This window comes from Mesorhizobium sp. B2-6-1 (assembly GCF_006440475.1).
Taxonomy (GTDB): Bacteria; Pseudomonadota; Alphaproteobacteria; order Rhizobiales; family Rhizobiaceae; genus Mesorhizobium.
This window is the reverse complement of sequence record NZ_VFUH01000022.1, coordinates 19159-35786: the sequence shown is the minus strand read 5'-3', so window position 1 is coordinate 35786 and position 16628 is coordinate 19159. Positions and strand designations below refer to the sequence as shown.

The following is a 16628-nucleotide window of genomic DNA, read 5'->3' as shown; positions in this document are numbered from 1 at the left end:
GTCATGCAGACCGAACCGCTTCCCCAGAACCTCGCCTTCCTGTGCAGCTATTATCCGTCTATCGCCGCCGTGTGCCGGCGCCTGCAGATCAACCGCCAGCAGTTCAACAAATATCTGAGCGGCCAGACCTGGCCGTCCCGCCGCAACATGCGCAAGATCTGCGATTTCTTCGGCGTGAGCGAAGGCGAGCTTTTGATGGACCAGCAGCGCTTTGCCGAGATCGTCGGCCTGCGCCGCCGCCCGCTCGGCGTCCACGCGCCGTCGGACATGCTGGTGCATATGGAGCAGCTCTATCAGCGTTCCGGCGATCTCGGGCGCTATGTCGGCTACTATTTCCGCTATTTCTACTCGTTCGGCTATGCCGGCAAGATCATCAAATGCCTGGTCGTGATCTATGAAAAGGAAGGCCGCTATTTCTGGAAATGCATGGAAAGGCTCGTCCATTTCGGCAAATATGGCGTGAAGACCTCGAAATATTCGGCCGCCCTGCTGCTGCTCGGCGATCGCATATTCGCGCTCGAATCCGAAACCCTGCTCAAGACCAGCATCACCCAGGTGATCCTCTATCCGAGCTACCAGACGAGCGTCGCCTATCTGGTCGGCATCCAGACGGGCATGCCCCTTTTACGAGGGCGGAGACCAGCGGCCTCGGTCGTGCTTCTGGAATATCTCGGCCGCTCCGTCGACCAGCGCAAGGCGCTGCAGGCCTGCGGCCTATTCGACGAAACTGACCCCGCCATCGATGCCGGCATCCGCGCCATGATCACCAACCGCATCCCCACCGGGACATTCGTGCTCGAAACGGAAGAGGTGTAGACGTTCCTCCCAACGCGACCCGCATCGGCGCGAGCCTGTCCAACCCGTTCAGCACGAGGTTGTCACCCATGTCTTAGGTACATTCTGTTACCTATGTCTCCGGGCCGTACACAGGTGAAAGGTGGTAGCGGGAGAGCGCTACATCGCGAGACCCACTATCGAAAGAAGCACTCTTCCGCTATCGGAGGCACGCGGCTTAGTCCGAAACTTTCCAATTTGGAGGCAGAGGTTAGTCATTGCCCTCCGAAAGCAGAGGCCACATGTTCGAATCATGTCGGGTGCGCCACTAAACTCTTGTGGGCTTAATCACCGGATGGCGATTAATTTGCCTCGCATGCGAATGTCGGAGTAACACCAGGGTAACACCTAGCAGGCTGTTGAAGAAGTGCTGGCGCGGCTGTTTGGTCGTGATTCACTGATTTGGGGATTTTTGGATGCGCGACTCAGGCCAACGGACAGGTTCGCTGTTTTCGTATGTCGACCTTGAAGCGCGAGTTCGCCGCGACCATCCACTGCGAGTGATAGAGGAGATCGTGAACGCGGCTCTCGTTGCGATGGATCGAGATTTTGCTGGGTTCTATCGGCCTGGGCTGGGCCGCCCGTCGATCGCGCCGGAACGGTTGTTGCGTGCGATGCTGTTGCAGGCGTTCTACGGCATCCGCTCGGAGCGTCAATTGATGGAGCGGATGGAGTTTGATCTTCTATTCCGCTGGTTCGTGGGGCTTGGTGTTGACGAACCGGCCTGGGATCATTCGAGCTTCATCAAGAACCGGGATCGGCTGTTGGAAGGTGAGATCGCGGCAAAGTTTCTACGCGCGGTGCTTGCACAGCCGAGGGTGAAGCGGCTGTTGTCGTCGGATCACTTCTCGGTGGATGGGACGCTGATTGAAGCCTGGGCTTCGATCAAGAGCTTCCGCCGCAAGGACGGGGGCGACAACGACCCGGATGGAGCGGGTCGCAACGCCGAGCGCGGCTTTCATAAGGAGAAGCGCTCCAACGACACCACCAGAGCACGAGCGACCCGCAGGCGCGGCTTTACAAGAAGGGCGACGGGCAGCCGGCGAAGCTCTGCTACATGGGGCATGCGCTGATGGAGAACCGTCATGGGCTGGCTGTCGACGGCGGCATTACCCATGCGACAGGTACGGCCGAGCGGGAGGCCGCGCTCGCCATGTTGGACCGCAGATCGTCGCGGCGGCGCATCACACTGGGGGCCGGCAAGGCCTATGATGTGCGCCAGTTCGTCAAGGAACTGCGCGAGCGCAAGGTCATACCGCACATCGCCGTCGACGATCATCTGAGCAAAACCGGCAAGCCTCGCGTAACAGCGATCGATGGCCGCACGCGCTGCCACGCCGGTTATGCGGTCAGTCAGCGCTGCCGCAAGCGGATCGAGGAGGTGTTCGGCTGGATCAAGGTCTCGGCCGGCATGGCCAAGGTCAAGCTGCGAGGATGCGCCCGTGTGGGCGCGGCCTTCACCTTGAACCTGGCGGCCTACAATCTGATCCGCTTGCCCAAGCTTTTGGCAGCGCCGGCATGAGCGTCATCGGTCGCTGGCGAATCGTTGCGATGCCCGACTATGTCGGGGACTATCGCGACATGATGGAGCCCCGCCTACATTGAGTTCGCGGACGATGGCTCTGGCGAATTCGCCTTCGGATGCGTCAGCGGCCAGATATTCGGCTCGGGTGACGGCAACAATGTCGCCTTCTCCTGGCAAGGCAATGACGAAATGGACGAAGCCCAGGGCAATGGATGGGCTGAAATCCAACCAGACGGCTCTATCAACGGACAAATCTGCTTTCGTCGCGGCGACGAAGCAGACTTCGTCGCTCACAAATGGACTTCTTCAACAGCCTGCTAGCCTAAGTTTTGGCGTCGGCGCACCCAACTGTAGTTTTGCGGTTCCACCAGCCAGAAAAACTAGCGACCAGCACTTGGTCTCGTCCGGGGACGCCTTTACGGGACCGAGGCAACCGCTGCACCGTTTCCTTCTTCCTGATGAGGGAGCAGACCGTCTCATTATTGGATCAGCTCGATCAGGTCGGTGCGGCCCCCATCGTGGCAACTAGGGAATCACGGATGCGCAGGGCGAATTTCATTTGGCGAAATTGTTGGAAACATCGATTGATCGGCCGATCGCTGCTGCTAGCGTTACGCGGCGTTCTAGGAGCGCTGTGCTTGTCCCGGAAAGACGCAAATCCGACGGTGCTGCAATGCGCTTGAAAAGCGTCCCATAAATCTCCGGTGATGAGCGCTGAATGCATAATGACATAATACTTTCGGCTCGGGGACTTGGAAAAGACTTTGCTGGTTTCCGCGCTGTCGATCAGGTGGATCTCGATATCCGCCGCGGCTCTGTTCACGCATTGATCGGGCCGAATGGCGCGGGCAAGACAACCCTTTTCAATCTTCTTACAAAATTCCTGCAACCTTCGCGTGGCACGATTTCCTACCGCGGGCGCGATATCACCCGGATGCGCCCCGCAGATGTCGCGCGTTTGGGCCTGGTTCGTTCATTTCAAATCTCGGCCGTTTTCGGCCATATGACGGTCCTCGAGAATGTCCGAGTCGCGCTGCAACGCAAACGTGGCGATAACTTCGATTTCTGGCGGCCGCAGAAGGCGCTCCATGCGCTTGACGCAAGAGCCGTGGAACTGCTGGAGGCGGTCAATCTGGCCGACGTCGCAGACAGGGCGGCGGCCGAACTGCCCTATGGGCGAAAGCGCGCGCTGGAGATTGCGACCACGCTGGCGCTCGATCCCGAATTGATGCTGCTTGACGAACCGATGGCCGGGGTCAGCCAAGGGGACATCAAACTAATCGAGGACCTGATCAGGACATCTTCGGCAAATCGGACAATTCTGATGGTCGAGCATAATCTCTCGGTAGTTGCTGCGCTGTCGGACACCATCACGGTTCTGGCGCGCGGCGCAATCCTGTCGCATGGCGACTATGCCACGGTGTCGGCCGATCCGCGTGTTATCGAGGCATATATCGGGGCCGGTCATGTCTGATATGGCAGCAGACTCAGCTTCCCTGCCACCTGCTCTTTTGCAGGTAAGGGGCCTTGAGGGGGGCTATGGCGATGGCTCAGTCCTGCATGGTGTGAACTTCGATGTTCATGCAGGTGAAGTCGTTACCCTACTTGGACGCAACGGCGCCGGCAAATCCACCATCATGCGCGCGCTGATGGGTATTCTTGCCCATTCTAAAGGGTCGGTCATGTTTGGCGGGGTGGAGATGATTGGGCTTCCCTCGCGCAAGATTGCCTGTTTGGGCATCGGATATGTGCCCGAGGAACGGGGAATATTCTCAAGCCTTTCTACCGAGGAAAACCTCCTTCTGCCACCGCAAGTGAAACGTGGCGGCCTGACCGTCGAGCAGATCTACGAGTTGTTTCCCAATCTTGAGGAAAGAAAAAAAAGCCGCGGGACGAAGCTGTCTGGGGGCGAACAGCAGATGCTTGCACTTGGGCGCATTCTGCGCACTGGCGCAAAGCTGCTTCTTCTGGATGAGCCGACGGAAGGGCTAGCTCCGGTCATCGTGCAACAGATCGGCAAGACCATCGAGTGGTTGAAGCAGGACGGCTTCACCATCCTTTTAGTCGAGCAGAATTTTAGGTTCGCGCAGACGGTCGCCGACCGGCACTACATCGTGCACGAGGGGTCGATCGTCGAGATGCTCGTCAATGATGAAATAGAAGGCAATCTGGGCAAGCTCCATTCCTATCTTGGAGTTTAGATGGAGGCCGTATGGCTGGCCTCAGGCCAGCGGAAACTGACAGCAAAAAGGGAGGGAATACAATGAAATTCATGTTACGATCGTTGATCGCCGCATCGTTTATCGTGGGAAGCGCTTTAGCCGCTTCGCCAGCGATGGCGGCCGATGGCCCCATTCGGATTGGAGTTCTGGGAGATCAGTCCAGCAACTTCGCTGACTCCGGTGGGCCCGGTTCAGTAACCGCCACGCGCATGGCGGTAGAGGATTTTGGAGGAAGCGTTCTCGGCCGCCCGATCGAGGTTCTCGTGGCCGATCATCAAAACAAGGTCGATGTCGGCGTTGCCATCGCGCGCGAATGGTATGAGAAACAGCACGTCAATGTCATTGTCGATTTCGCCTCCTCCGCAATCGCTCTCGGCGTGCAGGATATCGCGCGTGAACTCGACAAGATAGCGCTTTATACAACGGCAAGCTCGTCCGATATCATCGGCAAGGCCTGTTCTCCGAACGGCCAGCAATGGGGCGCCGAAAACTGGTCGAACAGCGCGTCGCTGATGACCGCCCTTGCATCCGGCAAGCCGGGAACCACCTTCTTCTTCATTACGGTGGACTACAATTTCGGGCATCAGCTTGAAGACGTGTCGCGCGCGGCGATCAAGGCGGCGGGTGGCGAAGTCGTCGGCGGCGTATTGGTGCCACTTAACACCATGGATATGTCATCTTATCTGCTTTCGGCGCGGGCCTCTGGCGCCGATGTGATCGTGTTGGCTCAGTCGGGGACAGACCTCGTCACGTCGATGAAACAGGCGACGGAGTTCGGCATCGCCGCCAAGCAGAAAATCGCGGCGCCAATCCTGTTCCTGACCGATATCAAGGCTATTGGGCTGAAAAATCTGGCCGGATTGCAGTTTATCCAGACTTGGTACTGGGACCAGGACGAGTCCAGCCGTGCTTGGGCTCATCGATATTTCGACCGCATGAAGAAGATGCCGAACGAAAGCCACGCGGCGCTTTACGCGGCGGTCACTCATTATCTAGAGGCGGTGAAGGCTGCGGGCACCGACGAAACCCAGGCGGTCCTGAAGCAGATGAAGGAAGCTCCGATTGACGGTCTGATCTCTGAAAACGGTCACATCCTTGAAAACGGCAGGGCGGCCTTTGATCGCTATCTCGTCCAAGTGAAGACCGAGGACGAGTCGAAATATGATTGGGATTTCCTCAAGGTGGTGTCGCGCATTCCCGCCGACAAGGCTTTTCGTAGCGCCACCGACGCTGGCTGTGTGATCAAGTAGCCCTTTTATTGAAACCGATCCAGGCGACGGCCATCGGGGTGTTCCATGCCTCGATGGCCCCTTGCCCGTAAGGACAAAGCAAATGGATGCTCTCCTCGCTCAATTGACCGTCGGTCTGATCAACGGAGCATTCTATGCTATGCTGAGCCTTGGGCTCGCGATCATCTTCGGTATGCTCAACATCGTTAACTTCGCCCACGGGGCGCAGTACATGTTGGGCGCGTATATTTCCTGGATGCTGCTGAACTATCTTGGGCTCGGCTACTGGTGGTCGCTGCTTCTTGCGCCGCTGCTGGCCGGTGCCTTCGGCATCGCGCTTGAAAGGATACTTATCCGACACCTCTACGATAAGGCCCATCTCTACGGGCTTTTGCTGACCTTCGGGCTGGCGTTCATCATTCAGGGCCTGGCACGCGTTTATTTTGGCAGCGCCGGCCTTCGGTACGAAATTCCCGCGGAATTTTCCGGTATCTGGGATTTCGGTTTCATGATTCTGCCCATCTATCGCGGCTGGGTCATCGCGTTTTCTCTGGCGGTCTGCTTTCTGGTGTGGCTTGCGATCGAGAAAACCATGCTCGGTTCCTATTTGCGAGCGGCGACAGAAAATCCGGTTCTTGTTGGCACGTTCGGTGTGAATGTGCCGCTGCTGATCACACTGACATATGGCGGAGGAGTGGCGCTTGCGGCACTTGCAGGCGTTTTGGCAGCGCCCATTTTCTCGGTTAGCCCGAATATGGGCGTTGAGATCATCTTGGTCGTGTTTGCCGTCGTAGTCATCGGCGGCATGGGCTCGATCGGCGGCGCGGCGATAACCGGCCTGTCGCTTGGTCTCATCGAGGGACTTACCAAGTACCTCTACCCGCAGGCGGCATATGTCGTCATTTTCGTCGTGATGATCGTGGTGCTGGTGACGCGTCCGGAAGGACTGTTCGGCAAGATGGGGGGCATGAAGATCGATGCGCATCTGGAGCGCCCAGATGGCGAGCGCTGGTGGCGCGAACTTTCAGCCTCGACCAAGAGATTGTTCTGGTATGGTCTTGCCATCATCGCCGTGATTGCTCCATTCTTTGTCTATCCCATATTCGCGATGAAGATTCTTTGCTTCGCGCTATTTGCGTGCGCCTATAACCTGCTGCTCGGTTATGGAGGACTTCTTTCATTTGGTCATGCGGCCTATTTCGGGGCTGCGGCCTATGTTGCCGGTTACCTTCTGAAAGAATGGGGGCTTACGCCCGAACTGGCAGTTCTGGCGGCGACTGCATCCGCGGCGCTGCTTGGGCTTGCGTTCGGAGCCTTGGCAGTCCGGCGTCTCGGCGTCTATTTTGCAATGATCACGCTGGCATTGTCCGAGCTTGTGTATTTCATCTGCAACCAGCTTAAAGCTACAGGTGGCGAAGACGGCTTGCAGGGCCTGCCGCGCAACAAGCTATTCGGTTTGGTCCCGCTTGAGAGCGACCTTCTTCTCTACTTTATCGTCCTGGCCGTTGTCACGACAGCCATTTTCGCCACCTACCGGATCGTGCATTCGCCGTTCGGTCAAGTAGTCAAGGCAATACGAGAGAACGAGGATCGCGCGGTGTCGCTCGGCTATCGCGTCAATCATTACAAGATCCTTCTCTTTACCCTGTCGGCCGCCCTTTCGGGCTTGGCTGGCAGTCTCAAATCGGTGGTCTTTCAGGTGGTGTCCCTGGTCGATGTTGTGGGCACCACCTCGGCCGAAGTTGTCATGATGACGCTGGTCGGCGGCATCGGAACAATGTTCGGTCCGATCATCGGTGCGACGGTCGTGACGACCATGGAATACTACCTCGCCCCGTTCGGCGCCTGGGTGACGATCATCCAAGGGATGATCTTCGTGGTCTGTGTCATGAGCTTCCGCGAAGGCATCATCGGTATTATCGGTTCATTGACGACTGCGTTTCGCCGGTCCCGGCCGCTGTGGCGCGATCGTCAATCATGAGGCAAGGCTTATTCCCTTTTTCGCCGGGTTATCGGTCTCGGACGGTCGACACGTTGTTACGACAACTCTAGGGTGCGCCTGATGACGCCGTCGAATATGCAAGACGGTCATACGGCCGGTGCAACGCTATATGCGGTCTTTATCCGAGAACCGACGGCGCCAGGTGTTCATCGGCCAAAGGCCGGCCGGCGGTTGCGGCCATTTCCGCTACTTTCGCGACACGCTCCGCATTGCTGACAGCCAGCTTGCCATGGGCGTCGACTATCGCATTCTCGAATCCCACACGGACATGCCCTCCCAGTTCGATCACGGCTTCCAGGCAAGCCATTTCCCCGCGACCGAAAGCACAAGCCATCCATTTGCCCTGGCCTGCGAGACCTTCCGCGCTCAAAACGCGGTAGAGGTCGTCGACCATATCCACGGTGGCGTCGTCGATGACACCGTACCGACCGGCGACAAGCAGGGTACTGGGCTGCCGATCGTCATCGAAGAGCCGCCCGCGCAGGCCGGAGAGGATGCGAATGTCTTCGGCCGAATAGAGAATGTACTGGATGGAGATTTCGGAAGCGATGGCGCGCTGGACGATTTCGATCGCCCTTTCTTCACCGTCACGCAAGATCTCCGCTATCGAAACCGATGCATAATGCGGTTTGAGCTCCGAAAGGACCCGCTCTTGATCGCACACCGTGCAAATGGACGCCGCTTCTGTCGTGACCTGCACCGTAAGGCGGGGGACCGCCGTCGAAACCACGCGCACGGCCTCGGCGTATCCGGAGACGTCGAGACTATGCCTGCCGAACGGGTCTCGTATATGAAGGTGCATGGCTGCGGCGCCTGCCGCACGGCATTCGACGGCAGTGCTTGCCAGTTCATTGGCTGAAATCGGGAGCGCCGGGTGGTCGGCCTTGGTCCGGCGCGCACCGTTCGGCGCCACCATTACGAACAACGGCTTTACCAATATCTGACTCCCGACAATCGCTCGTCTCCTGCCTTTCGATCCAGTAGGCGTCGCAAAAGGTGCGACTACTCATCGATGATCCGGGCATTGCGCCTCTTCAGGATCAGCGCCGATGCGCCGCCGCGCAGCGACAGGGCAACGATCATAAGGCCCAGAACGATGAACGTGCCGCTGATCGGCTCCTGCAGGAAGACGAAATAATCTCCATCCGAAATCAGCAGGGCGCGTCGGAAATGCTCCTCCAGGATGGGGGACAATATGACCCCCAGTATGAGAAGCGCCGGCGAATACCCGAAGGAAGAGCATATGTAGCCGAGGATTCCGAATATCATCATCGTGTAGATGTCGAAGACGTTGTTGTTGACGCTGTAGACACCGATACACATCACCAGCAGAACGATGGGGCTCAGGATGTGCGAAGGCACCGAAAGCAGTCTGACCCATATGCCGATGAGCGGAATGTTCAGAACCAGCAGCATCACGTTTCCAACCCACATGCTCGCGACCACCCCCCAGAAAATATCCGCATGCTGCACCATCATCAGCGGTCCGGGCTGGATTCCATGAATCATCATCGCGCCCATCAGCACCGCCATGACCGCGCCGCTGGGGATTCCGATGCCGAGCATGGGGATGAACGAGGCCTGGACCGTCGCATTGTTGCAGGCCTCGGGCGAAGCGATCCCTTCGATCGCGCCGGTGCCGAATTTAGACGGATCCCGGGAAATGCGCTTCTCGATCGAGTAGGCGATGAAGGTTCCCAAAGTGGCGCCCATGCCAGGCAGCAGTCCGATCACGGAACCCAGAACCGAACCCCGCAGGGTCGGCATCGTCGCCTCCCGTACCTCCTGGCGTGTCGGGATGAGTGAGCGGAGCGTTACCCGCTCGGGCTTTGAAGCGCCGTCCTCGTGCAGGTAGGTAGAAATGATCTCCGACACCCCGAACAGCCCCATCATCATTGCTACGAGATCGACACCGTCGATCAAGGATGGGACGCCCAGCGTGAAGCGTGCCTGCCCTGTGGTGACATCCGTCCCGACCATGCCGAGCAGCAGTCCCACAGCTACCATGGAGAAGCCTTTCACCGGCGACCCAAGCCCGAGCATCGAGGCCCCAATCAGGCAGAAGAGAATGAGCGCAAAGTAGTCGGCCGAGGAAAAGCGCAGCGCGATGCTCGCCAGAAACGGCGTGAAGCAAACCAGCAGGACGAGCGCAAGCGTCCCACCCACGAAAGAAGCGCCAGCCGTAATGAACAGGGCGGCTCCCGCTCGACCTTTCTTGGCCATCGGATGCGCATCAAGGCAAGTGATCGCGGTTGACGGCTCACCGGGGAGGTTGAGCAGGATCGCCGTGATCGACCCGCCATACTGGGTTCCATAGAAAATGCCGGACAACATGATCAGCGCAAGCAGCGGATCGACATAATACGTCAACGGCAGACTCAGCGAAATTGCGGCTAGCGCGCCGATGCCGGGCAGAACGCCCACAAGCGTGCCGATCGTTACACCGATCAGGCAGAATAGAAGAGCCTCAGGCGTCAGGGCGTGCCCGAAGCCATGCATGAGATTTACAAGGGAATTCGTCATCGCGTCACCAGGCAATAGCGCGCAGGGGAAGCTCGAACCCCTCGATGAAAATCACCACGGAGGCAGCCGAGGCGATGAGCGCGGTGAGGATCATGGCTCGCATCCTGACCTTGTTGCGCCCTAGCGACCCGAGAATCACGAGCAGCATTGAACTTGGAAACAGCCCGATGTGCTCGACCAGGAGAGCCCAGATCAGGAGCGCCGAGAAAACACAGATGAAGGCCCGCCAGGGAATTTCGGGCGCTGGAGTGTCCGAGTGCCGGACCTCAAGCAAGACCGCGATGCCGGCAGCCGCAGTGGTAATGCCAAGGAGGACCGGGAAATACCCGGCCCCCATATTTTCAAGAGAGCCAACGCCATAGAAACTCCCGAAACAAGCCATGGCGATACCAAAAATAACAATGGAGGCAGCTACGGCGCATTCCGGTTTATTTAGTTTCATTTTCGAAACTCTCTGGAATCGTCGACGATGTAATGCGATCTTTGGATGTCAGAATATCTTCTTATAAACTTCTTCCTGCTTCGCGAGATACGTTGTCAGATCGGGGGAGTTCATATATTCGACGTTGGCACCGATCTTTTTCATTGAATCAAGGAAGTTTTCGCTTTTCACGGCGCTTGCAACCGCGTCGGAGACCTTGGAAACAATTTCGGCAGGCGTGTCCTTCGGCATTCCCACACCTCGCCAGGTGGCGATATCGAGCGGATAACCGAGTTCGGCCGACGTCGCCACTTCGGGCAGCTCAGGGTATCGCTTCGTTCCCGCCACGGCGAGCATGCGTAGCTGTCCCGATTGGATGTAGGGCAACGTCTCGGTGACACCGTTGACGGTGCTGTCGATATGTCCGCCAAGCAACTGAACGATGGCCGCCGGTCCTCCATCGAACGGCACGTGCTTGAACTTCACGCCCGCGGCTTCCTCCAGATTGCGGGCAAGCATATGGAAGCTGCCGCCCTGGCTGCCGTTGCCAACCGTTATCGAACCTGGATCGGCCTTTGCGGCGTCCAGAAACTCGGGCAGCGTCTTCCACTTGGAATTGGCCTGGACGCTCAGGCCGGCATAGTCAATCGTCAGCATCGCCACGGGCGCGAAGTCCTTGTAGGACGTTTTCATCACGCCACGCAGGTTCGCCGTGATCAACTGCGCCGTGAGAATGCCGAGCGTATAGCCATCGGGTTTTGCCGCCTTGATGTCCTCGAAGCCGACAACGCCGCCACCGCCCGCGCGATTGACGACTTGCACGGGCACGTCAAACTGCTTTGAAAGTTCATCCGCCAGCGCCCGCGCCAGAAGATCGGTGCCGCCTCCCGGCGCAAACGGAACGATCAGTTCGATCGGCCGGGACGGCCATTGCTCGGCAAGCGCGCCTGCCGAGGAAAAGAGCGCCAGCGCCGCCGCCGATCCAAGTATCACGCTACGCCGGGTTGGCCGGCTGCGGTTGATCGCGTCGATTTCAGTCTTGTCGTTCGTGCCCATAGTCTCCTCCACTTTTGAACGTTTTCTGCTTCCGAGCTGGACAGCCCCTCCCACGTTTCTGCACTTTATTTCCGTGGTCGATGTGTCGGTGATGGCGACGGCGCGCCATTTCGCTGTGGTCCGACGAGCAGCGCGGGCGCGCCTGGTCCACCTGAACCCCCTCAGGTTCGATAAGCGGTGAAACTCGCGGTGGTGGACTGCGCACGCCAGTCAGTCACGACGTTGATGACGGCGGTTTGCCCCTTCGAGACTGCCGCGGCGCCACGTTCGAGAGCCGGCCTGATGTCTTCTGGACGCTCCACATATTCGCCATAGCAACCAAGGGATTCGGCCATCTTGTCGAAACGCGTGTAACCGAGATCCCGGCCAGGCTTGACCTTTGTAGGATCGGCTGTCCACCCTCCGTTCAGGCTGATGACGACGAGGAGCGGCAGGCCATGCCGGGCCGCTGTATCGAGTTCCATCGCATTGAGGCCAAACGAGCCGTCGCCGTGCAGCACCACGACTTGAGCGTCGGGTCGCGCGGCCTTGGCGCCCACGCCGAAGGGCATGCCCACGCCCATGGTGCCGAACGGCCCCGAGTTCAGCCTGTGGCCTGGCCGGTAGGTTGGAATTGTCTGACGGCCGAAATTGAGAATCTCCTGGCCGTCCACAACCAGTATGGCGTCCCGGTCGATGAAATCGCGAACCTCCTTGCAAAGCCGGAGGGGATGAACAGGCGTCTGGTCGGTAGCGATGGCGTCCTCGTGCTTCGGCGCCCGCTTGCGCTCCACCGTGGCAAGTTGCTCCCGCCATTCTGCGAACCCGTCCGGCGTGAGCGACGACTTCACGGCGTCGCGGAGTTGTTCCAGCACCGCGGCGGCATCCGCCACGATGCCGATATCGACCCGGTCGCTTGCTCCGACGGCATCGGCGTCCGTGTCGATCTGAACGATCGTCGCGGTTTCCGAGAAACGTGGCGGGCGGGCGTGAGAAATGACGTAGTTGAGGCGAGTACCGACAATCAACACGAGGTCGGCTTCTTTGAAGGCTGTGGAGCGCGCGTGAGCGTAGAAGTAAGGATGGTCTTCAGGGATCACGCCGCGGCCCTGAGGCGTGGTGTAGAATGGAATGCCGGTCGCATCGACGAAGGCGCCAAGCTGCTCGGAAGCCTGCGACCACAGGATGCCGCTGCCTGTCACGATGACAGGGCGTTTTGCCTTTGCAAGCGCGTCGGCGACCTTGGACAACGTAGCCGCGTCGGCAGCCGGTCTGCTGCGTGCCGCACTTGCCGGCGTCTTGGGCCATACAACTTCGGCCTCGTCCACTTCGGCATAAAGCACGTCTCCGGGTAGATCGATATAAACCGGGCCTGGCTTGCCGGCCATGGCGCGCCGGAGGGCAATGTTGACGTACTCCGGAATACGTCGAGCGTCATAGACACGTTCGGCCCATTTCGTGACCGGCCGCATGATTGCCAACTGATCTACCTCCTGAAACGAGCCCTGCAGATACTGCCCAACTGGGCTTGCTCCTCCGAAGGCGACGACGGGCGCGCAGTCGACCAGTGCATTGGCGAGGCCCAGGGTAAGATTGATCGTCCCCGGCCCGGATGCGCCCATGCATAAGCCAGGCTTGCATTTTACTCGCGCGTAGGCCTGCGCGGCCATTGCAGCCGCCTGCTCGTGCCGGGTATCCACCATGCGCACACCGCCGCTGATGGCAGCCTTGACCGCATCGTTTATCGGTCCTCCCATGATGTAGAAGCCAGTTTCTACACCCTCTCTCGCGAGAGCTTCGCCAAACAACGTATATCCACGGACCATTTTCGTCTTCTTCTGTTCAGGGGCAGGAAGTGGTTAGATCAAGCTGTCTAGATCGCGCCAGCTTCCTGCAGGCGCGCGATTTCATCTTCGGGAACGCCAAGCAGATCCCGATAGATCTCGATATTGTCGGCGCCGAGCAAAGGTGCGGGTTTCACCGGCACGTGGCTGGCCGATAGCTTGATCATGGCTCCGGGGAGAACAAATTCGCCACGCACTGGATGATCGACCGTAACGAACGTGCCTCGCTCGCGCAGGTCTGGATCCTGCGAAAGCTCGACTGTGTCGAAGGTGGCACTGACCGGGATTCCGGCGTCGCCGATAAGCTGCATGACGGTGTGTTTGTCATGCTCGACGGTCCAGGCCGTTATGACTTCGTCCACGCTGCGGAAATTGGCCGCACGGGATTTGGCGTCGATGAAACGCGGATCGTCCAGGAGATCATTGCGGTCCACGACTTCCAGCAGGCGATGCCAATGGGCATTGCTGGCGCGAGTCGTGTAGACATAGCAGTAATCGTTGGGCCCGCCGCCCTTGCAGGGATAAACCTCGCTCGGCGACGTACCGGCGATGATGCTCTGGTTGCCGCACCGTGGCGCGGGGGCGCCGAACATATATTGCGCCGCATAGGCGATGCGGCCGAAATTGATGACGGCGTCCTGCATCGTGACTTCGATGCGCTGGCCCTTATTGGTTGTGTGACGTTGATGCAGCGCGGCCAGAATGCCGATCGCGCAGTGAAGCCCCGCTCCGGTATCACCGATGTTCGGCCCTGGCTTCAAAGGGCGGCCGCCGTCTTCACCCGTGATCGACAATGCCCCACCCGCGGCCTGGGCTATCGGATCGAATGCGAGGAAGTTCCTGAACCGACCCGTCGGTGCAAACCCCTTGATCTGCGCATAGATGATACGCGGGTTTATCGAGCGCACGTGTTCATAGTCGAAGCCAAGCCGCTCGATCGCGCCGGGCGCGAAATTCTCGATGAAGATGTCGGCCTGCGCGATCAGCTTCTCGATCAGCTTACGGCCTTCTTCCGTCTTCAAATTGCATGTCACGCTACGCTTGTTTGCATTGAGCAGAAGGAAATAGGGGGAGTCGGAGCCGAGCTTGTCGGTGGTCGCGCCGCGACCCTGTTCTCCGCGCTTCGGCGGCTCCACCTTGATGACGTCCGCGCCAAGCCAGGCCAGGGTTTCGGTGCAAGACGTTCCCGCCTCAAATTGCGTCAGATCCACGATCCTGATGCCGGCCAACGCCGGTTTGCCGGTGCCTGCTTCTTCCGGGTTGGACGCATTGTTGCTCGAACTCATTACCCCTCCCAAGGCATTAGAATATTAAGGAATGACGAGTCTCAGCCGAACGAACTCGAGACAGATCAGCCGCTTGAGGCTAGGTTCCAGTAGCCCGCCTGTCCGCGTACCCGGCCGCTGCTTGCAGGGTCGAATACTTCCTCGCAGGGCCGGATAGCAATGCGGACTGTCTATAATTTCATCAAGTGAAATTATATCGGCGATCGGTGGCGACGATTTTGGCGGCCACGCCGCAGTGGCCTCGTCATGGTTGTCGATCGTCAATGGCTGCCGAAAGTGCGGCGGGCCGACCTTTCACGATCAATCCACCGAGAAGATGCTGCGGGCTATGTAGCGCACGCCGCCGGCACCCCAAAGAGTGTCGACCGGCTTTACCTGGATGGGATCGTTAACATCGTTGTAGTGGTAAACCGTTCCAACCCTGCCCGGCTCAACCTCCCAAGCGCGCGGATAGCCGATATCCCAACTGCCGCCATCGCCACGGATGATGATTTCCGGACCCCATGTCTCTCCCTCGTCCTCGCTGACAATGGCGCGCATGCCATAGGGCGGCAGCCGATAGGTGTAGACGACCACCAGGCGCCCGTCGTTCAGCAGCACAGGGGAGCCTGGCGCCCCGAAATCGTTGACTCGCGAAAGGAACTGCCAGGTCTGCCCGCCATCGTCGCTCTTGAAAGCTTCGGTCCACATGTCGCCTGACCAGTTCCGATCGACACGCAACGTGCAGAAGATTCTGCCGCTCGGCAACATGATGCCGCGCGGATACATTCGCTGCATTCCGCTGAAATCGGGATCGTCTCGCGGGGTTATGAAGGAGAGAAAGCGGAACTCGGCGCCATCTTCAGTACTGCGGTAGACAAGTGGCCGGTTGGGCGCGCCGTGTTCGGGCCCGGCAGGGAACCGGTTGTGCTGTCCTTCGCGGGTCTCGCCGCCCGTCAGGAAGAGCAGACATCGTCCATCGGGTCGGACCAATGAGGATTCCACGGCACTTAGCGAATAGAGGCCGTCGAGCGGCAGCATCGCCGAGCGCGACCATGTCTGGCCAGCGTCTTTTGAAATGCGGAAAAAGACTTGGTTGTCCGGGGGGCCGAAAGCGGTGGTCAGGGTCGGCACGAAATCCCTGATTTGTGGATCTTCCTGTGTGTACTGGTAATAAAAATTCGAGACGAGGACATCTGTGTCGGTGAAGTCGATCGGCCCAATTTCCGCCAAGCCGCCGGGCTTCCCGTCTATCCCCGGCTGCGGGCATCTAACGTCCATCCCGGGGCGGTTCCTGTCCTCGTTCCAAATATGCCATGTCCGGCCCCGATCCTCCGATCGAATCGTGACGCCACGCCTGCCGCCCGGATTCTTGATCAGATTGTGATGGGCGAGGCCGCGGGGGTCTCCGGAATAATCGGCGGCGGCAACCGAAAAATTGCAGATGAGATGGCCCGCCGCGGTTTCCCAGAAGCCGCGGGAAAAGGGGTGGCTCGCGAACTCGTTTTCACGCCGGTAAACGACGGCGTGCTCGGTATCCGTGGCGAAGCGTGGAGGAAGCAATTTCTTGATCATCGGTATTCCCGGAAGACGCGTGGCTCGGCTCTTGAATCGAACAAGGCGTTCGAGCCAGACGGAAATTATCGATGGAGGCAATAAGCACTATCGTCACTTTCAGCGAATGAAACTGGAGCATCCGAGGCTCCGGTCATCCACCGGAGCACCAGC

13 protein-coding genes and 2 pseudogenes are annotated in these 16628 nt (G+C 59.0%); 7 read left to right on the top strand and 8 right to left on the bottom strand.

What is annotated here, in order from left to right; genetic code table 11:
• Positions 1–3 precede the first annotated feature (3 nt).
• Together FJ443_RS29250 and FJ443_RS29245 are read left to right on the top strand one after the other, a co-directional pair.
• Positions 4–816, top strand: a complete 813-nt coding sequence (locus FJ443_RS29250; RefSeq protein ID WP_140518024.1) for a helix-turn-helix transcriptional regulator — start codon at positions 4–6, stop codon at positions 814–816.
• Positions 817–1250: 434 nt separating this feature from the next.
• Positions 1251–2356, top strand: a pseudogene (locus tag FJ443_RS29245) (IS5 family transposase).
• Positions 2357–2359: 3 nt separating this feature from the next.
• Here the strand turns inward: FJ443_RS29245 and FJ443_RS31365 are convergent.
• A complete protein-coding gene (locus tag FJ443_RS31365) occupies positions 2360–2653 on the bottom strand; it encodes a hypothetical protein (RefSeq protein WP_181172284.1) in 294 nt (97 codons plus the stop codon).
• 424 nt (positions 2654–3077) lie between these two features.
• Here FJ443_RS31365 and FJ443_RS29235 point away from each other — a divergent pair, with 424 nt between their 5' ends.
• The 5 genes and pseudogenes from FJ443_RS29235 to FJ443_RS31495 all read left to right on the top strand — a co-directional run bounded on the left by FJ443_RS29235 (position 3078) and on the right by FJ443_RS31495 (position 7791).
• Positions 3078–3833, top strand: coding sequence for an ABC transporter ATP-binding protein (locus FJ443_RS29235; RefSeq protein ID WP_140518025.1), 756 nt, complete (start codon positions 3078–3080; stop codon positions 3831–3833).
• Positions 3826–4560: an ABC transporter ATP-binding protein gene (locus FJ443_RS29230; protein WP_140518026.1), complete on the top strand. Its 735-nt coding sequence runs from the start codon at positions 3826–3828 to the stop codon at positions 4558–4560. The genes FJ443_RS29235 and FJ443_RS29230 overlap by 8 nt, the downstream gene beginning before the upstream one ends.
• A gap of 62 nt (positions 4561–4622) precedes the next feature.
• Positions 4623–5831: an ABC transporter substrate-binding protein gene (locus FJ443_RS29225; RefSeq protein ID WP_181172285.1), complete on the top strand. Its 1209-nt coding sequence runs from the start codon at positions 4623–4625 to the stop codon at positions 5829–5831.
• 82 nt (positions 5832–5913) lie between these two features.
• A pseudogene (locus FJ443_RS31500) lies at positions 5914–6768 on the top strand (branched-chain amino acid ABC transporter permease); the annotation flags it as partial.
• Positions 6769–7791, top strand: a complete 1023-nt coding sequence (locus FJ443_RS31495) for a branched-chain amino acid ABC transporter permease (protein ID WP_348641942.1) — start codon at positions 6769–6771, stop codon at positions 7789–7791.
• A gap of 139 nt (positions 7792–7930) precedes the next feature.
• Here the strand turns inward: FJ443_RS31495 and FJ443_RS29215 are convergent, their stop codons facing one another.
• The 7 genes from FJ443_RS29215 to FJ443_RS29185 form a co-directional block, all read right to left on the bottom strand.
• Entirely contained in the window at positions 7931–8749 is an 819-nt protein-coding gene (locus FJ443_RS29215) for a 3-keto-5-aminohexanoate cleavage protein (RefSeq protein ID WP_140666747.1), read from the bottom strand.
• 65 nt (positions 8750–8814) lie between these two features.
• Positions 8815–10335: a tripartite tricarboxylate transporter permease gene (locus FJ443_RS29210; RefSeq protein ID WP_210239639.1), complete on the bottom strand. Its 1521-nt coding sequence runs from the start codon at positions 10333–10335 to the stop codon at positions 8815–8817.
• A gap of 4 nt (positions 10336–10339) precedes the next feature.
• A complete protein-coding gene (locus FJ443_RS29205) occupies positions 10340–10777 on the bottom strand; it encodes a tripartite tricarboxylate transporter TctB family protein (RefSeq protein ID WP_140666745.1) in 438 nt (145 codons plus the stop codon).
• Positions 10778–10825: 48 nt separating this feature from the next.
• Entirely contained in the window at positions 10826–11812 is a 987-nt protein-coding gene (locus tag FJ443_RS29200; protein WP_140666743.1) for a tripartite tricarboxylate transporter substrate binding protein, read from the bottom strand.
• Between the two features lie 161 nt (positions 11813–11973).
• Positions 11974–13617, bottom strand: coding sequence for a thiamine pyrophosphate-binding protein (locus tag FJ443_RS29195; RefSeq protein ID WP_140666741.1), 1644 nt, complete (start codon positions 13615–13617; stop codon positions 11974–11976).
• Between the two features lie 47 nt (positions 13618–13664).
• Complete coding sequence (locus tag FJ443_RS29190) at positions 13665–14864, bottom strand: CoA transferase (protein ID WP_181175162.1); 1200 nt, start codon at positions 14862–14864, stop codon at positions 13665–13667.
• Positions 14865–15221: 357 nt separating this feature from the next.
• Positions 15222–16475 carry a sialidase family protein gene (locus FJ443_RS29185; RefSeq protein ID WP_140666737.1) on the bottom strand — a complete coding sequence of 418 codons (1254 nt, stop codon included), beginning with the start codon at positions 16473–16475 and terminating at the stop codon, positions 15222–15224.
• Positions 16476–16628 lie beyond the last annotated feature (153 nt).

What these genes read in the sequence shown, in the direction of transcription:
- FJ443_RS29250 (WP_140518024.1), top strand. Translation starts at nt 4, where the DNA reads ATGCAGACCGAACCGCTTCCCCAGAACCTCGCCTTCCTGTGCAGCTAT.
- FJ443_RS29235 (WP_140518025.1), top strand. Translation starts at nt 3,078, where the DNA reads ATGCATAATGACATAATACTTTCGGCTCGGGGACTTGGAAAAGACTTT.
- FJ443_RS29230 (WP_140518026.1), top strand. Translation starts at nt 3,826, where the DNA reads ATGTCTGATATGGCAGCAGACTCAGCTTCCCTGCCACCTGCTCTTTTG.
- FJ443_RS29225 (WP_181172285.1), top strand. Translation starts at nt 4,623, where the DNA reads ATGAAATTCATGTTACGATCGTTGATCGCCGCATCGTTTATCGTGGGA.
- FJ443_RS31495 (WP_348641942.1), top strand. Translation starts at nt 6,769, where the DNA reads ATGGGGGGCATGAAGATCGATGCGCATCTGGAGCGCCCAGATGGCGAG.
- FJ443_RS29210 (WP_210239639.1), bottom strand. Translation starts at nt 10,335, where the DNA reads ATGACGAATTCCCTTGTAAATCTCATGCATGGCTTCGGGCACGCCCTG.
- FJ443_RS29205 (WP_140666745.1), bottom strand. Translation starts at nt 10,777, where the DNA reads ATGAAACTAAATAAACCGGAATGCGCCGTAGCTGCCTCCATTGTTATT.
- FJ443_RS29200 (WP_140666743.1), bottom strand. Translation starts at nt 11,812, where the DNA reads ATGGGCACGAACGACAAGACTGAAATCGACGCGATCAACCGCAGCCGG.
- FJ443_RS29195 (WP_140666741.1), bottom strand. Translation starts at nt 13,617, where the DNA reads ATGGTCCGTGGATATACGTTGTTTGGCGAAGCTCTCGCGAGAGAGGGT.
- FJ443_RS29185 (WP_140666737.1), bottom strand. Translation starts at nt 16,475, where the DNA reads ATGATCAAGAAATTGCTTCCTCCACGCTTCGCCACGGATACCGAGCAC.